Consider the following 15455-nt stretch of genomic DNA (forward strand, 5'->3'; position numbering starts at 1 on the left):
GAGAGCAGTGTGGGTCCAGTAATGTTGGATGTCGAAGGTTACGAGCTGGACGCGGAAGAGCGTGAAATACTGGCGCATCCGCTGGTGGGAGGGCTGATTCTCTTTACGCGTAACTATCATGATCCTGCCCAGTTACGTGAACTGGTGCGCCAGATCCGCGCAGCTTCGCGCAATCATCTGGTGGTGGCGGTTGATCAGGAAGGTGGACGCGTGCAGCGTTTTCGTGAAGGTTTTACCCGCTTGCCAGCGGCACAATCATTTGCTGCGCTGTTGGGAATGGAAGAAGGCGGAAAACTGGCGCAAGAGGCAGGTTGGTTGATGGCCAGCGAAATGATTGCTATGGATATTGATATCAGCTTTGCGCCAGTGCTGGACGTCGGGCATATCAGCGCAGCGATTGGTGAGCGTTCTTATCATGCCGATCCCGAAAAAGCCCTGGCAATTGCCAGCCGGTTTATTGATGGTATGCATGAAGCCGGAATGAAAACTACCGGGAAACACTTCCCAGGACACGGTGCAGTAACGGCAGACTCACACAAAGAAACACCGTGTGACCCTCGTCCACAAGCGGAAATTCGTGCCAAGGATATGTCGGTATTCAGCGCATTAATCCGTGAAAATAAACTCGACGCCATTATGCCTGCGCATGTGATCTACAGTGATGTCGATCCGCGTCCGGCGAGTGGTTCTCCCCACTGGCTGAAAACCGTTTTACGCCAGGAACTGGGTTTTGACGGCGTGATTTTCTCCGACGATTTATCGATGGAAGGTGCCGCGATTATGGGCAGTTATGCCGAACGCGGTCAGGCATCACTGGATGCGGGTTGCGATATGATCCTGGTCTGCAATAATCGTAAAGGGGCCGTCAGCGTGTTAGATAATCTGTCACCGATCAAGGCAGAACGTGTTACACGTTTGTATCATAAAGGTTCATTTTCGCGACAGGAACTGATGGACTCGGCTCGCTGGAAAGAGATCAGCGCCCGTCTGAATCAGTTACATGAACGCTGGCAGGAAGAGAAAGCAGGTTACTAACCCTGGCTTATGTGAGGAAGCGATGATTATCTATTTACACGGTTTTGACTCTAACAGTCCGGGTAACCACGAGAAAGTCTTACAATTGCAGTTTATTGACCCGGATGTACGCTTGATAAGCTACAGTACGCGGCATCCGAAACATGATATGCAGCATCTGCTCAAAGAAGTGGACAAAATGCTGCAACTAAACGTCGATGAGCGTCCGCTGATATGCGGCGTTGGTCTGGGCGGATACTGGGCGGAGCGAATTGGTTTTCTTTGCGATATCCGCCAGGTGATCTTCAATCCTAATTTGTTCCCTTATGAGAACATGGAAGGCAAGATTGATCGCCCGGAAGAGTATGCCGATATTGCCACTAAGTGTGTGACCAACTTCCGCGAGAAGAATCGCGATCGTTGTCTGGTGATTTTGTCGCGTAACGATGAAGCGCTTAACAGCCAGCGGACATCTGAAGAGTTGCATCATTATTACGAGATTGTCTGGGACGAAGAGCAGACGCACAAATTCAAGAATATCTCCCCGCATTTGCAGCGCATTAAAGCGTTCAAAACCCTCGGTTAAATGCCCTCGTCGCATCAGGTAACCTTGCTGATACCTGATGCGTTCCAGATTCTGTAAATTCTGTAGGTCGGATAAGGCGTTCACGCCGCATCCGACACTGGCAATGTGCCTGATGCGACGCCGCTCGCGTCTTATCAGGCCTACCAAACGCCCTCCATATACGTCTCACCCTCCTGAATTCGTTTAAATAATAAACAATAAGCTGTATTTTTTGATCTCATCCGGTAAATCAGCCTATCTTTTCAGCAACAAAACTTGATTAACATCAATTTTGGTATGACCAATGCACCATTCATGTTATTCTCAATAACGAAGAACATTTTCATTGCTGTAACCTGTTGTTAATTAAGAGCTATGCTAATAACCATTAGTTAACAATTGGTTAATAAATTTAAGGGGGTCACGTTGACTACGCCATTGAAAAAAATTGTGATTGTCGGCGGCGGTGCTGGTGGGCTGGAAATGGCGACACAGCTGGGACATAAGCTGGGACGCAAGAAAAAAGCCAAAATTACGCTGGTCGATCGTAACCACAGCCACTTGTGGAAACCGCTGCTGCACGAAGTGGCGACTGGCTCGCTTGATGAAGGCGTCGATGCGTTGAGCTATCTGGCCCATGCGCGCAATCATGGTTTCCAGTTCCAGCTGGGTTCCGTCATTGATATTGATCGTGAAGCGAAAACAATCACTATTGCAGAACTGCGCGACGAGAAAGGTGAACTGCTGGTTCCGGAACGTAAAATCGCCTATGACACCCTGGTAATGGCGTTGGGCAGCACCTCTAACGATTTCAATACGCCAGGAGTCAAAGAGAACTGCATTTTCCTCGATAACCCGCATCAGGCGCGTCGTTTCCACCAGGAGATGCTGAATCTGTTCCTGAAATACTCCGCCAACCTGGGCGCGAATGGTAAAGTGAACATTGCGATTGTCGGCGGCGGCGCGACGGGTGTAGAACTCTCCGCAGAATTGCACAACGCGGTCAAGCAACTGCACAGCTACGGTTATAAAGGTCTGACCAACGAAGCCCTGAACGTAACGCTGGTAGAAGCGGGCGAACGTATTTTGCCTGCGTTGCCGCCACGTATTTCTGCTGCGGCCCATAATGAGTTAACGAAACTTGGCGTTCGCGTGCTGACGCAAACCATGGTCACCAGTGCTGATGAAGGCGGCCTGCACACTAAAGATGGTGAATATATTGAGGCTGATCTGATGGTGTGGGCAGCCGGGATCAAAGCGCCAGACTTCCTGAAAGATATCGGTGGTCTTGAAACCAACCGTATCAACCAGCTGGTGGTGGAACCGACGCTGCAAACCACTCGCGATCCAGACATATACGCTATTGGCGACTGCGCGTCATGCCCGCGTCCGGAAGGGGGCTTTGTTCCGCCGCGTGCGCAGGCCGCACACCAGATGGCAACCTGCGCAATGAACAACATTCTGGCGCAGATGAACGGTAAGCCGCTGAAAAATTATCAGTATAAAGATCACGGTTCGCTGGTATCGTTGTCGAATTTCTCCACCGTTGGTAGCCTGATGGGTAACCTGACGCGCGGCTCAATGATGATTGAAGGACGAATTGCGCGCTTTGTATACATCTCGCTATACAGAATGCATCAGATTGCGCTGCATGGTTACTTTAAAACCGGATTAATGATGCTGGTGGGGAGTATTAACCGCGTTATCCGTCCACGTTTGAAGTTGCATTAATCGGCTTGTACTGGCGGATGCGGCGTAAACGCCTTATCCGCCCTGGACAAATGGTACGAGCGGTAGGCCTGATAAGACGCGTTAAGCGTCGCATCAGGCATTCCTTCAGACTCCTCCGAATCCCTAAGTATTTCCAGCCATTCCCGCGCTTTTCATCTTCTGTCTGATAGCTGCTTTTCTCCTTCACTTGCATGATTGGCATAACAGCAAAGAAGGAGGTGTTCCCGTGAATAAATCAATGTTGGCGGGTATGGGGATTGGTGTCGCAGCTGCGTTGGGCGTAGCGGCAGTGGCCAGTCTGAACGTGTTTGAACGTGGCCCGCAATACGCTCAGGTTGTTTCTGCAACCCCAATCAAGGAAACGGTTAAAACACCGCGTCAGGAGTGTCGCAACGTCACAGTGACCCATCGTCGACCGGTGCAGGATGAAAATCGCATTACCGGGTCGGTGCTCGGCGCTGTTGCTGGCGGCGTGATAGGGCATCAGTTTGGCGGTGGTCGCGGTAAAGATGTCGCCACTGTTGTGGGGGCGCTGGGAGGTGGCTATGCCGGTAACCAGATCCAGGGCTCTCTCCAGGAAAGCGATACTTACACGACTACGCAACAGCGTTGTAAAACGGTGTATGACAAGTCAGAAAAAATGCTCGGTTATGATGTGACCTATAAGATTGGCGATCAGCAGGGCAAAATCCGCATGGACCGCGATCCGGGTACGCAGATCCCGTTAGATGGCAACGGGCAACTGATTTTGAATAACAAAGTATAACAAGGCTGTATTCTGCAATTTAGCCCCCCATTCGCTCAGGCTGAGGGGCTTTTTTTTGCGCCTTATTTCACCAGTTCGGGCCATAAACGCAAAGTCGTTCGGGCAATCTGCATCAGTTTTTCCAGCGATGCACCTTCGCGTGCGCTGATCGACATCCCCTGAATAATACAATTGAGGAATTCAGCCAGATGCGTCACATCACAGTGGGTCGGGATTTCCCCGCGCGCTTGTCGTTGACATAAAAACTGCTGCAAAGTGCGCTCTTGCATCGCATGGCGTGATTTCAGCGTATTGGCGATATCTCCGGAATCCGGGGAGAGGGTGGTGCAGTTGTTGATCATAAAGCAGCCAGCCGGGGTGTCTTTGCTGGTAAAGCAGTTGGCGATGGCAGCAAAATAGTCAGCCAGCGCAGACTCCACGCTTTTCTCTTCACAAAACAGCTGTGCTTCATGCTTAGCGGCAAAACGATCGATATAGCGGTCGAGTACGGCGCGGAATAACCCCTCTTTGTTGGTAAATTCCGCGTATAGCGTGGGCGCTTTGGCTCCGGTCGCTTCGACGAGGTCCGCAAGAGAAGTCGCTTCATAACCGTGCTGCCAGAACAATTTCATGGCCTTATCAAGCGCGGCATCCCTGTCGAACACTTTTGGGCGGCCACGGCTTTTTTTTACACATTGTGTTGAGTCAGTTGCCATGATGCCGTTGTACCTGGTGACTGTGAATGAAAGGTTATTATAAAAATAATCACCTCCGTTCACCAGTCCACAAACCATAAAAATAATTGCTTTCTATTTAACTGAAATTTAAAGATTTTTAAATTAATTAATGATTGTTATAAAAAATATCTTGTATGTGATCCAGATCACATCTATCATTTAGTTATCGATCGTTAAGTAATTGCTTGCGACGTCATTCATCTGCATAAGGCCACTATTATGAAAAACGTAAAAACCCTCATCGCTGCGGCGATTTTAAGCTCAATGTCATTTGCCAGCTTTGCGGCTGTCGAAGTTCAGTCAACGCCAGAAGGCCAACAAAAAGTCGGTACTATCAGTGCTAACGCGGGGACAAATCTGGGATCGCTGGAAGAGCAGCTGGCGCAAAAAGCGGATGAGATGGGCGCAAAATCTTTCCGTATTACTTCTGTAACCGGTCCGAATACCCTCCATGGAACAGCAGTAATTTATAAATAAGCATTAACCCTCATTAATGCCTGCTACTGCTGATTTTTTTCCCCGCGACATGCCGTGTCGCGGGGATTTTTTTATCCAGGATTTACAAAGTTTGTGGGCTCACTTGATGACGGCGGACATCCACCGGCATCCCGGAACGGACATCCATCACATGCTGCATCACTTCAGCGTCAGTTTGCGCTGCATCTTTAAATGATTGCATTGCGCTATTCAGTGTAATTGGCAACAGTTGCGGATCGTCATCAATCTTCTCTGACAGTGGCTGATGTACTTCAACCAGACGCGCACCGTTTGGTTCGGCAGAGACTTTAATCGGGGTGTTGATGATATTCACTTTGGTACCTGGGGTGACCTGGCTAAAGAGTGTTTTGATATCGTCATCCCGCAGACGAATACAGCCAGAACTTACCCGCATGCCAATGCCGAAATCGGCGTTCGTACCGTGAAGCAAATAAACACCGCCATAGGCCGCCAGACGAATCGCATGATGGCCCATTGGGTTATCCGGTCCAGCCGGAACTACCGCAGGCAACTCAATTCCCTGTGCCTTATACCGCGCGCGAATGTTTGCCGTTGGCGTCCAGGTTGGGTTTGCACGCTTGTCAGAAACGGTGGTCACCATTGTCGGTGTCAGCGTGTCACCACCCAACTGACCAATGCCGATGGGATACACGGTTACCGAATTTTTACCCGGCGGGTAGTAATAGAGACGCAGTTCCGCAATATTGATCACAATGCCTTCGCGCGGCGCATCTGGAAGTAGGGTTTGCAACGGGATCGTTAACACGCTACCCGCGCGCGGCACGTAAGGATCAACGCCGGGGTTAGCCTGTAACAGAGCGAGAAAGCCGACATTATATTTTTTGGCGATGGCTTCCAGAGAACCACCGTCATTTTCCACCACATGAAATTTGTTTTCGCCAACCAGACGACTGCCCGCTGGCGGCAGCGGCCAGGTGTTGGCTTTTACCGGTAGCGCCAGCGCCACGGCAGCGGCGAACGTAAAAAACGTTAGCCAGCGAGAAAAACGCGTTTTGATCATCACCAAAAATCCATAATAAATATAAGGTTATTATAATAAAAAGATAAGTATGAATTATGGATGGTGACAGTGTCGGATAGTGCAGGGAAGTGCAAATAATTTGTAAATGTTGGATATGGGGGCGCAGAAACGCCCCCGATTTACCATTAAGCGATCGCGTTCTCTTCCAGTTCACGCATAAACTGGCGAATCCATTCGATACGCGTTTTCCGCTCGCTCAAATCCTGAATAAACTTCAGGCGCGTCGGACCATCAAGGCGGTAATGCTGTGGCTGTTTTTGCAGCAAACCAATCAACCAGGCCGGATTAACGTGATTCTTCTCGGCAAATTCGATCACCCCACCTTTCTCATTACCTTCCAGCTTCCTGATCCCCAGTTTCTGCGCTTGCTGGCGCAGACGGGCAATATCCAGCAGGGTACGCGCCGGATCCGGCAGCAGGCCGAAGCGATCGATAAGCTCAACTTTGATCTCTTCCAGTTCGTTTTCCGTTTTGGCGCTGGCAATACGTTTATAGAACGACAAACGCGTATTCACGTCAGGAATGAAATCATCTGGCAATAGCGACGGCATCCGCAGCTCGACTTCTGTTTGCTGACTGGTGAGATCTTCCAGCGATGGCTCGCGTCCGGCTTTCAGCGCATCGACGGCGTTTTCCAGCAACTCCATATACAGCGAGAAACCGATGGTTTCCATTGAGCCGCTTTGTTCTTCGCCAAGCAGTTCACCTGCGCCGCGGATCTCCAGATCGTGCGTTGCCAGCGCAAAACCTGCACCGAGATCTTCCAGCGAGGCAATCGCTTCAAGACGTTTTTGCGCATCGGTGGTCATCGCTTTTGGATGCGGCGTCAGCAGCCATGCATATGCCTGATGATGCGAACGTCCGACTCGACCGCGCAACTGATGCAGCTGCGCCAGACCGAAGTGATCCGCTCGCTCGATGATAATGGTGTTGGCAGTCGGGATATCGATCCCGGTTTCGATAATGGTGGTACAAACCAGCACGTTGAAACGTTGATGATGGAAATCATTCATCACCCGTTCCAGTTCGCGCTCGCGCATCTGCCCGTGACCGATGGCGATCCGCGCTTCTGGTACCAGTTCTGCCATTCGTTCGGCGGCTTTCTGAATGTTTTCCACATCATTGTAGAGATAATAAACCTGCCCCCCGCGCAGAATTTCGCGCAGGATCGCCTCCCGTACCACCAGACTATCGTACTCACGAACAAAGGTTTTAACTGCCAGACGACGGGCTGGCGGCGTGGCAATAATCGACAGATCGCGCATTCCGCTCATCGCCATATTCAGCGTACGTGGGATCGGCGTTGCGGTAAGTGTCAGAATATCCACGTTCGCCCGCATCGCTTTAATGCGCTCTTTATGACGCACCCCGAAGCGGTGTTCTTCATCGACAATCAGCAGACCTAAATCTTTAAACTTGACGTCATTTTGCAGCAGTTTGTGCGTACCGATCAGAATATCGATTTTCCCTTCCGCCACTTCCGCAAGGATTTGCGTCTGCTCTTTGGCGCTGCGGAAACGGGAGATCATTTCGATGCGTACCGGCCAGTTGGCGAAACGGTCGCGGAAGTTGTCGTAATGCTGCTGCGCGAGAAGGGTGGTAGGCACCAGCACCGCCACCTGCTTGTGGTTATCTACCGCCAGGAAAGCGGCGCGCATCGCAACTTCTGTTTTACCAAAGCCAACATCGCCGCACACCAGACGATCCATCGCCAGCGGCTGACACATATCGCTAAGCACTGCATTAATGGCTTGCGCCTGATCCGGCGTGGTTTCAAACGGGAAGCTGTCGCAGAACAATTGATATTGTTCACGATCGTGTTTAAACGCGAAGCCCTCTTTGGCGGCGCGTTGCGCGTAGATATCCAGCAATTCTGCCGCCACATCACGCACTTTTTCCGCCGCTTTCTGCCGCGCGCGTGACCACGCATCGCCGCCAAGTTTATGCAGCGGGGCATTTTCTTCCGCGCCACCTGCGTACCGGCTAATCAGATGCAGTGACGACACCGGAACATACAGTTTGGCGTCGTTGGCATAGGTGAGCATCAAATACTCGCCGGTAATGCCGCCGGCTTCCAGCGTGGTCATTCCTGCATAGCGCCCGACGCCGTGCTCCAGATGGACCACCGGCTGACCAATATGCAGCTCCGCAAGGTTACGGATCAGTGTATCGGGGTTGATGGCGCGGCGAGAATCCTGACGACGACGGGCAACGCGTTCACCGAGCAGATCGCTTTCGCAAATCAGCGCCAGATTACGTACCGTATCGACAAAACCATGTTCGGCAGCGCCAATCATCAGATAACGCCCACGGTCGTTGGCTTCATCAAGACGCATAATGCGTTGAGGAGCAATTTTAATTCGCGCGAGCAGTTCACCCAGCGCTTCACGGCGACCTTCACTTTCTACCGAGAACACCACCGGACCGTCGAAAGACTCGAGGAACTTACGCAGCGCATCCAGCGGCGCTTTTTGTTGTGCCTGAACGGCCAGGTCTGGCAGCTTCTGGAAACCTAAATTGGCATTCGCTGCTTTTGTCGGTAAATGTTCAGTTTTTAGCTGCACACGCGGCCAGTTTTTTAGCTCTGAAAAGAGCTCGTCTACCCGCAGCCAGAGCGATTGTGGTGGCAACAGTGGACGCATCGGATCGACGCCGCGATTTTCAAAACGCGCCAGCGTGTCAGCCTGGAAACGTTCGGCACTGTTTTCCAGATCGCCAGTATTCACCAACAGCGTATTGGCAGGGAAATAACTGAACAGTGGCGGCAGCGGTTCGCTGAAGAATAGCGGCTGCCAGTACTCGATCCCGGCAGGTAATGTGCCTTTACTCACTTGCTGATAAATATGTTCCGGGTCGCGCTTCACTTCGAAGGTATCGCGCCACTGGCTGCGGAACAGTTCAATCGCCGCTTTATCGGTCGGAAATTCGTGCGCGGGCAACAGATTGATCGCTTCTACTTCCTCCAGCGTGCGCTGGCTATCGACGTCAAACACCCGCAGACTGTCAATTTCATCATCAAAAAAATCAAGACGATAAGGCAAGTCGCTGCCCATCGGGAAAAGATCCAGCAACGCGCCGCGCGTGGCGTATTCGCCGTGCTCCATAACCTGGTCAACATGGCGATAACCGGCACTGTCCAGTTGCGTACGCAAGGCATCACGAGATAACCGCTGACCTTTTTTCATCATCAGCGCGTGGCCGTGGAGGAAACTGTGCGGGCAAACGCGCTGCATAAGCGTATTCACCGGAACAATCAGTACGCCACGCTGCATCGTCGGTAGCTGGTAAAGAGTGGAAAGGCGTGAGGAGATAATGTCCTGATGAGGTGAAAAACTGTCGTAGGGAAGGGTTTCCCAGTCCGCCAGATTCATCACCATCTGATCGGTAAACTGGCTGATTTCATCATGCAAACGCAGAGCATTTTGCATATCTGGTGCAATAAGTACCACCGGACCGGCGTGACGTTCGGCAATTTCCGCTACCAGCGTCGCGCAGGCAGCGCCAGTTAACTCGCCCAGCAGACGCTGCTCACCCGCTTTGACGGGCAGCGTATAACGATATTGTTCAGGCATAACGGTTGTCAGATTCTCGTTAGGATATGCCTCAACATATGGGGGCATATCTCTGATAAGCAATGCTGTTCATTATCCGTAATCGACATGGTTTAGCAAATTGAATCGCCCCGGCTGGGGCGATGGCTTAGCGGGAGTAACTGACGGCAGCGGGCAGAGAAGGCGGGGAGAACAACAGATCGCTGAATGCGCGCTGTGAAAGTTTTCTTACCAGCAAGCCCGCAACAGTACAAATCAACAAACTGACAAAGGGGTAAACCAGCAGGAGCGTCAGTTCGACTTGCGGCGACCAGCGTGCCGCGTTCATTTGTGGAATCAGGCTTAAGCTGAATATTTCAACCAGAATGCGATGGGTGGTGTAGATAGCAATGGTGTTGGAGCCAATCACATTCAGCAGGCTGGTGGGGCGCATACCGAAACGTTGCTCGTACTGATAAAACAGTTTCATGATCACCACAATCGATACCAGCGACAACAGCAGCGAGATAGTAAACAACCAGGCACCGACCGCCAGAACAGCCAGCAAAGAAGCCATCAGCAGATGGCGGCGCAACGGCACCGCTTTAACACAGGTCATTAATGTTGCGCCAAACCATGCGCCAAGGCTGTAATAAGGCAAATTGCGGATCACACTGTTCATTCCCCACCACGGTGTGGGTACGAAATTAACCGCCACACTCATCAGTACAAACAGAACAAATAACGGCAGGGCCAGGCGGTTAAAAATTTTACATATCACGAAATAGACAATTAAAGCATACAGATACCACAAGCTGGTGCTGGCGGTGATCATCCCGTGCAGGAACTCACCGGTAGAATCGGCATAAGCGGCATTGGAGGCATTACTTAAATTGCGCTCAGGTGCCAGCCACTGATTTAGTGCACTTATCGCCAGCCACTGCACTACGCCCCAAAGCGCCAGCACCCAGAAGATGTTCCAGATCCGTTTATCGAGACAATTTCCCCAGGGTACGCTGTCGATATAGCGGCGAATCAAATAGCCGGAAATAAAGAAAAAAACCGGCATACGAAAGGGGGCAAGGTAAAGATTGAAATAGATCCAGCATTTGCTCAGGACTTCCGATAACGGATGCTGAAAAGTGGTCAGATGCGGATAAAAGGTAATGACCGAGTGATAAATCACCACCAGACAAATACATAACCCTTTGATCTGGTTAATCCATAGCTCTTTTTGTTTCATCAGGACAACACGCTCTTTTTTAATTTACATGCGGTTGATCCTGCGGGTTATGACCCGAGGTGTAATGGGTATCTGTCTGTATTGGATGATTTTTCAGATTAAGATCAGGCGGCAAGATTGATGATAAAACATGGCAATTTAGCCGATTGATTTACGGGGACTTTTCAGATTAGCCCTGACGATCACTTACAGTTCAGACGTTTACCCATCTTGCTTTCGCTTATATACTCGTGTCTTTGCTAACAGCAACCAGACGGATTTCATGTACCAACCTGTCGCTCTATTTATTGGCCTGCGTTACATGCGTGGGCGTGCAGCGGATCGCTTCGGTCGCTTCGTCTCCTGGCTTTCTACCATCGGCATTACCCTCGGGGTGATGGCGCTGGTCACAGTATTGTCAGTGATGAACGGCTTTGAGCGCGAGCTGCAAAACAACATCCTTGGCCTGATGCCACAGGCAATTCTCTCTTCTGAGCATGGCTCTCTTAACCCGCAGCAACTCCCGGAAACGGCAGTCAAACTGGACGGTGTTAATCGCGTCGCACCTATTACTACCGGTGATGTGGTACTGCAAAGTGCACGCAGCGTGGCGGTCGGGGTGATGCTGGGTATCGATCCGGCGCAAAAAGATCCACTAACGCCGTATCTGGTCAATGTGAAACAAGCTGATCTCGAACCGGGGAAATATAATGTCATTCTCGGCGAACAACTTGCCTCACAGTTAGGTGTCAATCGCGGTGATCAAATCCGCGTGATGGTGCCGTCTGCCAGCCAGTTCACGCCGATGGGGCGTATTCCAAGCCAGCGCCTGTTCAATGTGATTGGCACTTTCGCCGCCAACAGTGAAGTCGATGGCTATGAAATGCTGGTGAATATTGAGGATGCCTCGCGTCTGATGCGTTATCCGGCAGGCAATATTACCGGCTGGCGTTTGTGGCTGGATGAGCCGCTGAAAGTTGATTCTTTAAGCCAGCAAAAACTGCCTGAAGGCAGCAAATGGCAGGACTGGCGTGATCGTAAAGGCGAGCTGTTCCAGGCCGTACGCATGGAAAAAAATATGATGGGCTTGCTGCTGAGCCTGATTGTTGCCGTAGCGGCGTTTAACATTATTACCTCGCTAGGGCTGATGGTGATGGAGAAGCAGGGCGAAGTAGCGATCCTGCAAACGCAAGGCTTAACTCCGCGACAAATCATGATGGTCTTTATGGTGCAAGGGGCCAGCGCCGGGATTATCGGTGCGATCCTCGGAGCGGCGCTTGGTGCACTGCTTGCCAGCCAGTTGAATAATCTGATGCCGATAATCGGCGTCCTGCTTGATGGCGCGGCACTGCCAGTCGCTATCGAACCTTTACAGGTCATTGTTATTGCGCTGGTGGCGATGGCTATCGCGCTGCTGTCTACGCTTTACCCTTCATGGCGCGCTGCCGCCACTCAACCCGCTGAGGCTTTACGTTATGAATAAGATCCTGTTGCAATGCGACAACCTGTGCAAACGCTATCAGGAAGGCAGTGTGCAAACCGATGTACTGCACAATGTCAGTTTCAGCGTCGGCGAAGGTGAAATGATGGCGATCGTCGGTAGCTCTGGTTCTGGTAAAAGTACCTTGCTGCACCTGCTGGGCGGGCTGGATACGCCAACCTCCGGCGATGTGATCTTTAACGGTCAACCGATGAGCAAACTGTCTTCGGCGGCGAAAGCAGAGCTGCGCAACCAGAAGCTGGGCTTTATTTATCAGTTTCACCACCTGCTGCCGGATTTTACCGCCCTGGAAAACGTGGCTATGCCACTGCTGATTGGCAAGAAAAAGCCCGCTGAAATCAACAGCCGTGCGCTGGAGATGTTAAAAGCGGTGGGGCTGGAGCATCGTGCGAATCACCGCCCATCTGAACTTTCTGGCGGTGAGCGCCAGCGTGTGGCGATTGCCCGTGCGCTGGTCAATAACCCGCGTCTGGTACTGGCGGATGAACCTACCGGTAACCTTGACGCACGTAACGCCGACAGCATCTTCCAGTTGCTTGGGGAATTGAATCGCTTGCAGGGCACTGCCTTCCTGGTGGTTACTCACGACCTGCAACTGGCGAAACGCATGAGCCGCCAGTTAGAAATGCGTGATGGTCGTTTGACGGCGGAACTGAGCCTGATGGGGGCGGAGTAATGGCGATGCCTTTATCGTTATTGATTGGCCTGCGTTTTAGTCGCGGACGGCGACGCGGCGGTATGGTGTCGCTGATCTCCGTCATTTCTACCATTGGCATTGCCCTCGGCGTGGCGGTATTGATCGTCGGCTTAAGCGCGATGAACGGCTTTGAACGCGAACTGAACAACCGCATTCTGGCGGTGGTGCCGCATGGCGAAATTGAGGCGGTGGATCAGCCGTGGACTAACTGGCAAGAAGCCCTGGATAACGTGCAAAAAGTGCCGGGTATTGCCGCTGCCGCGCCGTATATCAATTTCACCGGGCTGGTGGAAAGTGGTGCCAATCTGCGCGCAATTCAGGTCAAGGGCGTTAACCCGCAACAGGAACAGCGTTTGAGCGCATTACCCTCGTTTGTCCAGGACGATGCGTGGAGCAATTTTAAAGCAGGCGAACAGCAAATTATCATCGGCAAAGGCGTGGCGGATGCGCTGAAAGTGAAGCAGGGCGATTGGGTGTCGATTATGATCCCAAATTCGAATCCCGAGCATAAACTGATGCAGCCAAAACGTGTGCGTTTGCACGTTGCCGGTATTTTGCAGTTGAGTGGCCAACTCGATCACAGTTTTGCCATGATCCCGCTGGCGGATGCCCAGCAATATCTTGATATGGGTTCCAGCGTGTCAGGTATTGCCCTTAAAATGACGGATGTTTTCAACGCCAATAAGCTGGTACGCGATGCGGGTGAAGTGACCAACAGCTATGTTTATATTAAAAGCTGGATTGGTACTTACGGCTATATGTATCGCGATATCCAGATGATCCGCGCCATTATGTATCTGGCGATGGTACTGGTGATTGGCGTGGCCTGTTTCAACATCGTCTCCACCTTAGTGATGGCGGTGAAAGACAAGAGTGGCGATATCGCAGTATTAAGAACGCTGGGGGCGAAAGATGGCTTAATTCGCGCCATCTTTGTCTGGTATGGATTGCTGGCAGGGCTGTTCGGCAGCCTGTGTGGGGTGATTATCGGCGTAGTTGTTTCACTGCAACTTACCCCGATTATTGAGTGGATTGAAAAGTTGATCGGTCATCAGTTCCTCTCCAGCGATATCTATTTTATTGACTTCCTGCCATCGGAATTGCACTGGCTGGACGTCTTCTACGTACTGGTCACAGCATTGTTGCTGAGTCTTTTGGCAAGTTGGTATCCGGCGCGGCGCGCCAGTAATATTGACCCTGCGCGAGTCCTTAGCGGCCAGTAAAGGCAGTACATTAAAACAAGGAGCGGCAATGTATTACGGGTTTGATATTGGTGGAACAAAAATTGCGCTTGGCGTGTTTGATAGCGGTCGGCAGTTGCAGTGGGAAAAGCGGGTGCCGACACCGCGTGACAGCTATGACGCATTTTTAGATGCAGTGTGCGAGCTGGTGGCTGAAGCCGATAAGCGTTTTGGCTGTAAAGGTTCTGTAGGCATCGGTATTCCGGGAATGCCGGAAACAGAAGATGGTACGCTGTATGCCGCCAATGTCCCCGCTGCCAGCGGTAAATCGCTGCGTGCCGACCTGAGCGTACGTCTTGATCGCGATGTCCGCCTTGATAACGATGCCAACTGTTTTGCCCTTTCAGAAGCCTGGGATGATGAATTTACTCAATATCCACTGGTGATGGGGTTGATTCTCGGCACCGGCGTTGGCGGCGGGCTGATTTTCAACGGTAAACCAATTACCGGTAAAAGCTATATTACCGGCGAGTTTGGCCATATGCGTCTGCCGGTTGATGCGTTAACCATGATGGGGCTGGATTTCCCATTACGCCGCTGCGGCTGTGGTCAGCATGGCTGCATTGAAAATTATCTGTCTGGTCGCGGTTTTGCGTGGCTGTATCAACACTATTATCATCAACCGTTGCAGGCTCCCGAAATTATTGCGCTTTATGATCAAGGCGATGAGCAGGCAAGGGCGCACGTTGAGCGTTATCTGGATTTATTAGCGGTTTGTCTGGGAAATATCCTGACCATTGTTGACCCTGACCTGGTCGTCATTGGTGGTGGCTTATCGAATTTCCCGGCAATCACAACGCAACTGGCGGACAGGCTGCCTCGTCATCTCTTACCTGTAGCTCGTGTTCCGCGCATTGAACGCGCGCGCCACGGTGATGCGGGAGGAATGCGTGGTGCGGCTTTCCTACATCTAACCGATTAAACAACAGAGG

Annotated in this window: 13 protein-coding genes; 9 read left to right on the top strand and 4 right to left on the bottom strand. The window is 51.5% G+C overall.

Annotated elements, in window-relative coordinates; all coding sequences use genetic code 11:
* The first annotated feature begins 9 nt into the window (after positions 1-9).
* From nagZ to QUE74_RS07315, 4 genes are all read left to right on the top strand, one after another.
* Positions 10-1035, top strand: coding sequence for a beta-N-acetylhexosaminidase (nagZ, locus tag QUE74_RS07300; RefSeq protein WP_000529281.1), 1026 nt, complete (start codon positions 10-12; stop codon positions 1033-1035).
* Between the two features lie 22 nt (positions 1036-1057).
* On the top strand, positions 1058-1600 hold the full coding sequence (gene ycfP / locus QUE74_RS07305; protein ID WP_000587933.1) for an alpha/beta hydrolase YcfP: 543 nt from the start codon (positions 1058-1060) through the stop codon (positions 1598-1600).
* A gap of 405 nt (positions 1601-2005) precedes the next feature.
* Entirely contained in the window at positions 2006-3310 is a 1305-nt protein-coding gene (gene ndh / locus QUE74_RS07310) for an NADH-quinone dehydrogenase (RefSeq protein WP_000211045.1), read from the top strand.
* A 226-nt stretch (positions 3311-3536) separates the two neighbouring features.
* Positions 3537-4076 (top strand): glycine zipper 2TM domain-containing protein, encoded by a 540-nt coding sequence (locus QUE74_RS07315; RefSeq protein ID WP_001043462.1) that lies wholly within the window; start codon positions 3537-3539, stop codon positions 4074-4076.
* Between the two features lie 62 nt (positions 4077-4138).
* Here QUE74_RS07315 and comR read toward each other — a convergent pair whose 3' ends face one another.
* Entirely contained in the window at positions 4139-4771 is a 633-nt protein-coding gene (gene comR / locus QUE74_RS07320) for a TetR family copper-responsive transcriptional repressor ComR (RefSeq protein ID WP_001356845.1), read from the bottom strand.
* A gap of 240 nt (positions 4772-5011) precedes the next feature.
* On the opposite strand from comR, the gene bhsA reads away from it, so the two are divergent.
* A complete protein-coding gene (bhsA, locus tag QUE74_RS07325; protein ID WP_000800153.1) occupies positions 5012-5269 on the top strand; it encodes a multiple stress resistance protein BhsA in 258 nt (85 codons plus the stop codon).
* 82 nt (positions 5270-5351) lie between these two features.
* Here bhsA and ldtC read toward each other — a convergent pair whose 3' ends face one another.
* From ldtC to QUE74_RS07340, 3 genes are all read right to left on the bottom strand, one after another.
* Complete coding sequence (ldtC, locus tag QUE74_RS07330; RefSeq protein ID WP_010360119.1) at positions 5352-6314, bottom strand: L,D-transpeptidase LdtC; 963 nt, start codon at positions 6312-6314, stop codon at positions 5352-5354.
* 143 nt (positions 6315-6457) lie between these two features.
* A complete protein-coding gene (gene mfd, locus QUE74_RS07335; RefSeq protein WP_001354916.1) occupies positions 6458-9904 on the bottom strand; it encodes a transcription-repair coupling factor in 3447 nt (1148 codons plus the stop codon).
* 127 nt (positions 9905-10031) lie between these two features.
* The gene (locus QUE74_RS07340) at positions 10032-11105 is read right to left on the bottom strand and encodes an acyltransferase family protein (RefSeq protein WP_000810234.1); all 1074 of its coding nucleotides are present in this window, start codon (positions 11103-11105) and stop codon (positions 10032-10034) included.
* A 262-nt stretch (positions 11106-11367) separates the two neighbouring features.
* Here QUE74_RS07340 and lolC point away from each other — a divergent pair, with 262 nt between their 5' ends.
* Genes lolC through nagK form a run of 4 tightly spaced genes read left to right on the top strand, consistent with a single transcriptional unit; the run spans position 11368 to position 15445 of the window.
* Positions 11368-12567, top strand: coding sequence for a lipoprotein-releasing ABC transporter permease subunit LolC (lolC, locus tag QUE74_RS07345; RefSeq protein ID WP_000284708.1), 1200 nt, complete (start codon positions 11368-11370; stop codon positions 12565-12567).
* Positions 12560-13261 (top strand): lipoprotein-releasing ABC transporter ATP-binding protein LolD, encoded by a 702-nt coding sequence (lolD, locus tag QUE74_RS07350; protein WP_001033695.1) that lies wholly within the window; start codon positions 12560-12562, stop codon positions 13259-13261. Before lolC ends, lolD begins: the two co-directional genes overlap by 8 nt.
* Complete coding sequence (gene lolE / locus QUE74_RS07355; RefSeq protein WP_001251354.1) at positions 13261-14505, top strand: lipoprotein-releasing ABC transporter permease subunit LolE; 1245 nt, start codon at positions 13261-13263, stop codon at positions 14503-14505. Before lolD ends, lolE begins: the two co-directional genes overlap by 1 nt.
* A 28-nt stretch (positions 14506-14533) precedes the next feature.
* Positions 14534-15445: an N-acetylglucosamine kinase gene (nagK, locus tag QUE74_RS07360; RefSeq protein ID WP_000291250.1), complete on the top strand. Its 912-nt coding sequence runs from the start codon at positions 14534-14536 to the stop codon at positions 15443-15445.
* Positions 15446-15455 lie beyond the last annotated feature (10 nt).

The sequence above is a fragment of the Escherichia sp. 10290 genome (assembly GCF_030295155.1).
Taxonomy (GTDB): Bacteria; Pseudomonadota; Gammaproteobacteria; order Enterobacterales; family Enterobacteriaceae; genus Escherichia; species Escherichia coli_F.

What these genes read in the sequence shown, in the direction of transcription:
- QUE74_RS07340 (WP_000810234.1), bottom strand. Translation starts at nt 11,105, where the DNA reads ATGAAACAAAAAGAGCTATGGATTAACCAGATCAAAGGGTTATGTATT.
- comR (WP_001356845.1), bottom strand. Translation starts at nt 4,771, where the DNA reads ATGGCAACTGACTCAACACAATGTGTAAAAAAAAGCCGTGGCCGCCCA.
- lolD (WP_001033695.1), top strand. Translation starts at nt 12,560, where the DNA reads ATGAATAAGATCCTGTTGCAATGCGACAACCTGTGCAAACGCTATCAG.
- mfd (WP_001354916.1), bottom strand. Translation starts at nt 9,904, where the DNA reads ATGCCTGAACAATATCGTTATACGCTGCCCGTCAAAGCGGGTGAGCAG.
- lolC (WP_000284708.1), top strand. Translation starts at nt 11,368, where the DNA reads ATGTACCAACCTGTCGCTCTATTTATTGGCCTGCGTTACATGCGTGGG.
- nagK (WP_000291250.1), top strand. Translation starts at nt 14,534, where the DNA reads ATGTATTACGGGTTTGATATTGGTGGAACAAAAATTGCGCTTGGCGTG.
- lolE (WP_001251354.1), top strand. Translation starts at nt 13,261, where the DNA reads ATGGCGATGCCTTTATCGTTATTGATTGGCCTGCGTTTTAGTCGCGGA.
- bhsA (WP_000800153.1), top strand. Translation starts at nt 5,012, where the DNA reads ATGAAAAACGTAAAAACCCTCATCGCTGCGGCGATTTTAAGCTCAATG.
- ycfP (WP_000587933.1), top strand. Translation starts at nt 1,058, where the DNA reads ATGATTATCTATTTACACGGTTTTGACTCTAACAGTCCGGGTAACCAC.